This is a genomic window from Flavobacterium sp. UBA6195, from assembly GCF_002422095.1.
Taxonomy (GTDB): Bacteria; Bacteroidota; Bacteroidia; order Flavobacteriales; family Flavobacteriaceae; genus Flavobacterium.
The window spans coordinates 1-8,124 of sequence record NZ_DITB01000020.1 but is presented as its reverse complement, the minus strand read 5'-3'; the positions used below and the strand labels follow the sequence as shown (position 1 = coordinate 8,124).

At 31.2% G+C, this 8,124-nt stretch carries 6 protein-coding genes and 2 pseudogenes; all 8 read right to left on the bottom strand.

Annotation, left to right across the window (positions count from 1 at the left end):
• Positions 1–835, bottom strand: a pseudogene (locus B4I81_RS01530) (hypothetical protein); the annotation flags it as partial.
• Positions 826–2,277 carry a hypothetical protein gene (locus B4I81_RS01525; RefSeq protein WP_291106675.1) on the bottom strand — a complete coding sequence of 484 codons (1,452 nt, stop codon included), beginning with the start codon at positions 2,275–2,277 and terminating at the stop codon, positions 826–828. The pseudogene B4I81_RS01530 and the gene B4I81_RS01525, both read right to left, overlap by 10 nt.
• A 7-nt stretch (positions 2,278–2,284) precedes the next feature.
• A complete protein-coding gene (locus B4I81_RS01520) occupies positions 2,285–2,536 on the bottom strand; it encodes a hypothetical protein (RefSeq protein WP_291106673.1) in 252 nt (83 codons plus the stop codon).
• Positions 2,536–2,973 carry a hypothetical protein gene (locus B4I81_RS01515; RefSeq protein WP_291106671.1) on the bottom strand — a complete coding sequence of 146 codons (438 nt, stop codon included), beginning with the start codon at positions 2,971–2,973 and terminating at the stop codon, positions 2,536–2,538. Before B4I81_RS01515 ends, B4I81_RS01520 begins: the two co-directional genes overlap by 1 nt.
• A gap of 67 nt (positions 2,974–3,040) precedes the next feature.
• The gene (locus B4I81_RS01510) at positions 3,041–3,400 is read right to left on the bottom strand and encodes a response regulator transcription factor (RefSeq protein ID WP_291106669.1); all 360 of its coding nucleotides are present in this window, start codon (positions 3,398–3,400) and stop codon (positions 3,041–3,043) included.
• 10 nt (positions 3,401–3,410) lie between these two features.
• On the bottom strand, positions 3,411–4,571 hold the full coding sequence (locus tag B4I81_RS01505; RefSeq protein ID WP_291106676.1) for a PAS domain-containing sensor histidine kinase: 1,161 nt from the start codon (positions 4,569–4,571) through the stop codon (positions 3,411–3,413).
• A pseudogene (locus tag B4I81_RS01500) lies at positions 4,572–6,983 on the bottom strand (PAS domain S-box protein); the annotation flags it as partial.
• A 119-nt stretch (positions 6,984–7,102) separates the two neighbouring features.
• Positions 7,103–8,124 (bottom strand): protein adenylyltransferase SelO family protein (locus B4I81_RS01495; protein ID WP_291106667.1); only part of this gene is annotated, 1,022 nt, incomplete at its 5' end.

Sequence of the window (8,124 nt, the reverse complement as noted above, 5' to 3'; positions counted from 1 at the left end):
CAGCACATGTTGGTTGTACGGTTACACTTCCTGCTGGTGTACTTGGTACTGATGGAACTGCATTTACAGTGACACTAGAACCTGTTGCTGTACAAGTATTATCTGTTGTTGAACGAACACGTAAAGTATAAGTTCCTGGAGCTACACCTGTAAAGGTAGCACTTGATTGATAAGTCGTACCATCAATGCTATACTCAACTCCTGATTGCGTAGTGAATACAATCGTTCCTGTTGTTACAGCACATGTTGGTTGTACGGTTACACTTCCTGCTGGTGTAGTTAAAACACATGGAGGAGAAACTGGAACCGGAGTACTAGTCGCGGAATTATTAGATGTAGTTGGATCAGGAGCATTGCTTGAAATAGATGCTGTATTGGCATAACTACCTGTATTTAAAACGGTAGCAGTTATTGTCATTGTGGCTGTTGCACTAGGTGCTAAAACCCCTATATTCCAATTAGATGAAGAAAAAGTACCCACAGACAAAGTTGGAGACCCAACTAACGTATATCCAGAAGGTAATGGATCATTCACAACAACATTATAAGCGTTATATAATGAACTATTATTTGTAGCTGTAATTGTAAAAGTTACATTACTACCAATTATTGGAGCACTATTATTTACCGTTTTAGTAACACTTACATCAGTGTCACAATATTCAGTTATTAAATTAATAGAAGTACTAAGATTAGGTCCTCCACAAGGGTTTGGTAGTACGTATTGAACGACAACTGTTCCAACACCTGTAAACGTTATATTATTACCCACCAATACTCCAGGTCCACTTAAAACAGAAAGTGTACCTCCTGAAGGAGATGGTATTAAATCCACATTGGAACCAATACAATACTTTGACGTTGGACCTGTTGGAAGAACAGACAAAGCAATTTCAGGAGTAGATGCACCACATAGAACAATTGGTGAAGTAGAAAATGTAAAACAGATTCAGTACCCGAAGTAGTAACTCCATTTCCAATGCTACCATTAATTCTGTGACCAACATATCCATAATTTGATTCACACTGCTTTATAGTCATAGAAGTATGACCACCCGTTTCAACTGCTAACATTATATCAGAACCTGTCAATCCACCGGGAATTACAGGATTTGTTGGATCATTTGTTGCCCCCAACATAGTATTATTATTTTCACCAAAAGCATAAATGTTTTTAGTACTATTAATAACATTTATTCCATTGTATTGAGTATCATGCTCTTGAGGACTCATCCAAATAATATTATTCATTACTGCTCCACCTGAAGCATATCTTGGTTGTACCCAACTTCTTCTTTCGGAAGTTGTAAAATCCCCTAGTTGTCTTACAGCATTATTTCCCATTGCATACAGATTTCCGTCTGTTGCCAATACATAATAAGATCTTTGATTAGAGCTATTGGTACCAGAACCAATCATTTTTGGAGTAATACCAGCTGGTAAAGTCATTTGTCTTGCTCTATTTTGAGTAGCAATAATTGCTGTATTATTTCCTAAATAAACATTACTACCCCATGTGTAAACAGTACCATCTGAACACAAAGCCATTAGTGCGCCTGCACTTCCTCTGGTTGCAACCACGTTAGTTAAAAATGGATTTCCAGTAGCCGTAGTTGTAACTCTACTCCAAACTGTATTTGAACCCGTAGCTCCGTTACCTCTCATATTGGGATCTTGAGATAGAACCCAAACATTACCACTACATGTAGTAAGAGCAATTGTTTGATTAGTTACAAACATCATTTTAACATCTGATGGAGCTACACCAGTAGGTAATCCATTTGAATTACCATTGATAGTTAACTTTTGAAAAGTTGAGCTACTCGTAAGGCTAGCATCTAAAATTGTTCCTTCAGTTGCCCAAGCATACAAACCATCTGTTGCTAATAAAATCCCTTGAACAGTTGAAACAAAATCACTTGCCACAGCAATTTTTAGAGGATTTGCTGCCCCTAAAGCAGGATAATTTGTAGCATTAAAAACAACGGGAGAATAAAGATGAGTAGAACCATTATTGGCCATTTTCTCTCCCCATAATTGAAAAGTTCCATCGCCAGTTCTAGCAACTGTACTGTGAAATGAAGAAACAAAGTTATCATATTCTAAAGTGGTTGCATCAGTATTTGAATTAGCACCATAATTAGCTAAATTTGTATTTGGACATCCCACCGTAGGTACAGCACATTGTGAGTAAATGCTATTGATGGAAGCAAATAGAACGAATATCAAAATGTAATTTCTAAAATTACAAAATGATTTTATAAAATTTAAAGTCATAATCTTTCTAGTTTACAATTTCTAATTGATAATACGTTTGGGTTTCATTGTTATTATCAACAAAATCAAACATCAAATATGTTTCCTTATTAACTGTACCTGATAATTTATAACTCAAATTATAAGTTCCATTTTTAACAATAATTTCTTCTTGCAAAGGCATTGCAATTAAATTAACATCATTACCAGTAACATTAACTTTTGATAATTTAACTTTACCACCTTCTGAAAGCGAATTTATAGTAACCGGTAATGTCATTAAAATGTCATCACAATTTTCCCAACCCTGATTTTATCTGAAAACTTAATTTTTGAAAATTGAAATACCATTTCAGTTGTAGTTACATTAATTAACATTTTGTCTTTAAATTTTGGATGTACACATTCATTAGGCCCAAATTTTTTTACATCAGAAAAAAATAAGGTATATACACCTGGTTCTTTAAAATTAAAATTATTAATTTCGTTACCATACAAAATGGTTGTAGTTTTATTGTTGGGTGAAATAACCGTCCAATTTGCAGCGCTTTCAATTTCTCCAAAATAAACTTTGTTTCCGTAAGAAACTGTTTTAAAAAAATCAGAGTTTGAATTTAATTCTTGCGAATGTAGTTGATAGAATTGTAGAAAAAAGAATGTTATAAAAAATACTTTTAAGTACTTTTTATAAAGTAATGAGGGGAGTAAGTAAATCATTTAATTGTCTATTTTAATTGTTTCATAATTAATAATAATTTGTAGGGGTAAAATTAATGTTATTTTTTTATTTTAAATGTAAATCTATAATTGTTTTTAAATCCTTGAAAGCGAAGGGTTTTGTGATATAATCTTTGACTCCTAGAGAAATCTCTATTTCTTTATCTTTTTGTTCCACTTTAGCGGATAGAAATAAAACAGGAATATCACTGTAATTTGAAGTTCTATGTAATTCCATAAAACCGTAACCATCTAATATAGGCATCATAATATCACAAATGATTAAGTCAGGTTGAATTTCTTTTACTTTTTCCAATCCATCTTTTCCATCTGTTGATAGAAATATGTCATACCCTAGATATGTTAGCATCTCGGCAATAGTTTCTCTTAGATTTATTTCATCATCGATAATTAAAATTCTTGGCATTATTTTATTTTTATGGGATTATTAAAGGAAATTTTAATGTTACTTTTGTACCTACTCCTAATTTACTCTCAAGTTTAACCTTTCCTGAATTTTTCTTAGTAAACATTTTTATAATGTATAAACCTAAACCAGTACCTTGAATACCATTGGAATTACTTGCTCTGTAAAAAGTATTAAAAAGTTTTGATTGATCTTCTTCTGGTATTCCAATACCAAAATCAATTACTTCAACTACAACTTTGTTATCAATATTATAAAGATGCAACCTCACATTTTTATTTGAGCCTTGAGAATATTTAAAAGCATTATTTAAAACATTAAACAATGAATATTTTATTAAATTAATATCAGCAAAAATTACTGCATCATCAACATCATATACAGCTTCTACTGTTCTATTATCTTTTAAATGAGTATAACTGGTTTCTATAACATCAATACATATTTCTTTTAAATTGCAATAAACTGGATTAAAACTAGTCTTACCTGCATCATCTTTTGAAATAGTTAATACTGCATCCATTAGTTCTACAATTCTATCTATTTCCTTTGTTATAGTTTGAACTCTTTTTTCTATTTGAGAATTAAAATTATAGCCACTTCCTTCCAAATACATTGTAATTAACTCTGCACTTGTTCTGATAGTTGTCATAGGGGTTCTAAATTCATGAGATATTGTAGAAACCAAATTGGTTCTTAATTCATTTAATTGTCGTTCTTGAATTAATGTATCTTCAATAATTTGTTCAGCTTTTTTTCTTTGTGTTATATCACGTGTACTTGACTGAAAACTGACAGGTTTTCCATTTTCATACACTAAAGTTGCATTTGTTTCAAACCAAAAATATTCTCCATCCACATGACGTAATCGTAATTGTTCGGAAAAGCTACCTTTACTTGATATAATTGAAATAAATTTATTTTTTAATTTTTCTAAGTCATCTGGATGTACAATTTTTTCTGGTAATGTCCCTATTAAGTCTTCTGGTGTATATCCTAATAAATTTTTAACAGAAGGCGAGACATATTGAAATTTAGTATAAAGATTATGCAAACAAACGATATCAATAATATTATCAGCTAATAAGCGATATGTATTTTTAACTTCATTGAGTTCTATTGCTTTGTTTCTATTATTTTCTTCAATTAGTAATCGATTTTCTTCTTCCATTTTCTTTCTTTCAGAAATGTCGATTATTTGCGCTACAAAATGTTGAATCTCTCCTAGAGAATTTCTAACTAATGAAACCGTTAATAGCACCCATATTAAAGACTTATTTTAATGGACATATCGTTTCTCCATACTAAATCCAGGTTGTTCCCCATTAACTATCTTTTGCTTGTTTTTTAAATCTTCTTCTAAATCCTCTTCATAAGTAATTCCATAAAAAGTTAAATTTTTGAACTCTTCTTTTGTATATCCTAAAATTTGGCACAATCTATCATTAACCTCAATCCAATACCCATCTATATCTACAATTGCCATTCCAAGAGAAGAATAATAAAACGCTCCTTTAAAACGTTCTTCACTTTGTTGTAGTTTATCATTTAAAATTTTCTGTTCTGTAATATTCTGCATAGCACCAATCATTCGAATTGGTCTATCGTCTTTATCCCTTATTATTATTGCTTTATCACTCACATAAGCATAAGTACCGTCAGATTTTAAATATTGATACTCGTGTGACCATCTTTTCTCTCCTCCAGCAATAGCGATTTCAATTGATTCTTCATAAGAATTCTTATCCGAAGGATGAACAAAACTTTCACAAACTTCACCTGGAATTATATTATCTTTAAAATAATGTCCAAAAAGTATGGAATAACTTTCACCAACAAAAATTTTATTTGTTATCATATCCCAATCCCACAAAGCATCAGATGTTGCTTCACTTGCATAAGTAAATCTTTCATTACTTATTTTAAGAGCATCTTCAGCATTTTTTCGAGCCGAAATATCATTAAAGGTACAAATTACATATAACAATTCATTTGACTCCCCTAAAACAGGAATTGCATCAACCAATAGCCAAACTAAATCACCCTTTATTGGCCTATGAACTCCCATTATTATATTATTGATGGGTACTAATTTTTTTATAGCTTGAGGAACCGGATGTTCATGTGGTTTAAATTCTGCTCCATCAAGGTGAATAACTTTCCAATGTGGATCAAAAGAAGATTTTCCTAACATTTGTTCTTCTGTTAATCCAAGCATTTCACATGCAGCTTTGTTATATTCTAAAAACTCAGATTGTGGTCCTTGAACTAATATACCCACAGCAGCATTTTGAATAACACTATTAATTAATTGGCGACTTTTTAATATTTCTTCATGAATTCTTTTACTTTCTGTAATGTCAATACCATATCCTGTCATCATCTCAAAATTACCCCCTTCATCAAAAATGGGAATAAACTTTCTTGTGTGGTAAAATTGCTCGCCAGATAGACTTAAAAAGACATCTTCCCACTCAATAATTTGTTTACTGGTAAGTGCTTTATTGAATAACTCTCTTCTCTTCTTTGCAAAGGAATCATCACGTCCTGTATGAACTGCATACTCAAAATCATCTTTTCCAATAATATATTTTCGAAGTTCATCATTCTTTATAGCTTCGCGATTTAAGTATAAATATTTATGGTTTATATCCCAAACACCTAGGTCTATTGGCAATCGATCTAAAATTTTTTCATAAAATTCCTTTTGATAAGAAATTTCATTTTGAACTTTAATAAACTCGGTTATATCCCTACAGTTTCCAATGTAAAAATATTCTCCCTCGCGCTCAATTAATTTAACATCTGAAGAATGCCAAACATAATATCCATCTTTGTGTAGCAATCTATAAACAACTTCTTGTGTACTTTTTTGATTTACAATTAATTTACTCAAAAAATCACTTACATGTAAAACATCATCTGGATGAATTAAACTTGCTGTATTTTTACCTACAATTTCATTAACTTCATGGCCAACATTATTTGTCCAACTCTCTGAAACAAATAATATAGTCCCATCTGTTTTAAGTTCATAAAATATTTCTTTTGAATTTTCGATAAACAAATCAAATCGATCTAGACTTGATTTAATTAATTTTTTTAAGCTATTTTTTTCAAAATAATGATCTAAAAATATTTGAAGCTGTTTGATTACAAACTCTATTGTTTTTATTTCTTTTTGAGTTAATTCTTTATCTGAAAAATCATAAAAACAAATTGCACCAGAAACATTATTATTGGAAATATTGATAGGAAAACCTATAAAGTAGGAAATTAACTTAGTAGATTTTTCTGTACTAATTTCAACTTGCAAATTGGAGTAACTGCAAATTTCTTTTTTAGAAATAATCGCTAAATCAAATTCTGAAAAGACTAATGGAAGTAGGTATTTTGGACTAGATGAAGGCGAAACTACAACCTTCTGATCATCAAGAACAAGAAATATGTATCCGTTGTTAATATTCAAACACTCAATTAGAAAACTTATTGTTTCATCTAACTGATTATTTAAAGTACTATCTGTTATAAAATCCCTTATTTCATTGAAATTTTTCTGCAAAGGGGGTAAAAAATTATCCATAAAGTAAACTATGTTACATTTATTTCAATAAGCAGGGAGACAAGGGGCAACAAAAAAACAACTTTTTTTTAAATAAAACAATTTTTTTTTAAATTATTGATAATTTTTAATAAAAAAAATTATGAACTACATGATAAAACAGAGCAACCAACTTTGTTTTTTGCCCAATCAGGACGTTTAACAAACCACTTCTCATTCCGCGGTTGTTCATCATAAGGATGTTTTAGTAACTCGTAAAGTTCATCAATTAAAGTGTAATCTTCCTTCTCTGCTGCATCGATAGCTAATTGTGCCATGTAATTACGTAATACATATTTCGGATTCACCTTATTCATCTTCGCTTTTCTATCGGCATCAGAAATAGGCTCCTCGTTTAGTTTTTGTAAATAAAGTTCCATCCAATTCAACCAAGTCGTCTTTAATGTCGCAACTATGGCATCAGGTTGATAAAAAGCATATTCAATTTTCGATAACGCAATTTCAGGAGTATCTGATTTTAATACATTCGCTAAGCTGCGATAGAAAATCGTCATATCCGTTTCTGAAACCGATAACAGCGTTCCTAATTCATCATAAAATTCCGTATTGTATTCCGAAGTCAACCCTAATTTATCTTGCATCATCACTGGAAACTTCGCATCAAAACGATGACTGTAACTGTTTAAAATAGCTTCCATTGCTGTAATATTTTCAATTAAAGGATACAAAGCATTCCCTAATTGAATCAAATTCCAAAGTGCAATATCGGGTTGGTTTCTAAATCGGTAACGTTTACCTTCAGCATCGGTGGTATTCGGTGTCCAATCAAGATTGTAATCTTCCAACCATCCATACGGACCATAATCAATCGTTAATCCTAAAATCGACATATTATCCGTATTCATAACGCCGTGAACAAAACCTACACGTTGCCATTCCACAATCATATTAACCGTTCGGTTCACCACTTCTTGATAAAAAGCCAGATATTTTTCTTTTCCAGTTGAGGTAATTTCAGGATAAAAATAGTTAATCGTATAATCTGCTAAAGCTTTTAAATTTGGCAAATCTTTTCGAGCCGCTAATAATTCGAAATTTCCAAAACGAATAAACGAAGGTGCCACTCTACAAACCACAGCTCCGTCTTCATAAGCAGGATTTC

Coding starts and splice junctions, on each gene's coding strand:
- B4I81_RS01525 (WP_291106675.1), bottom strand. CDS start 2,277: ATGACTTTAAATTTTATAAAATCATTTTGTAATTTTAGAAATTACATT.
- B4I81_RS01520 (WP_291106673.1), bottom strand. CDS start 2,536: ATGACATTACCGGTTACTATAAATTCGCTTTCAGAAGGTGGTAAAGTT.
- B4I81_RS01515 (WP_291106671.1), bottom strand. CDS start 2,973: ATGATTTACTTACTCCCCTCATTACTTTATAAAAAGTACTTAAAAGTA.
- B4I81_RS01510 (WP_291106669.1), bottom strand. CDS start 3,400: ATGCCAAGAATTTTAATTATCGATGATGAAATAAATCTAAGAGAAACT.
- B4I81_RS01505 (WP_291106676.1), bottom strand. CDS start 4,571: ATGGAAGAAGAAAATCGATTACTAATTGAAGAAAATAATAGAAACAAA.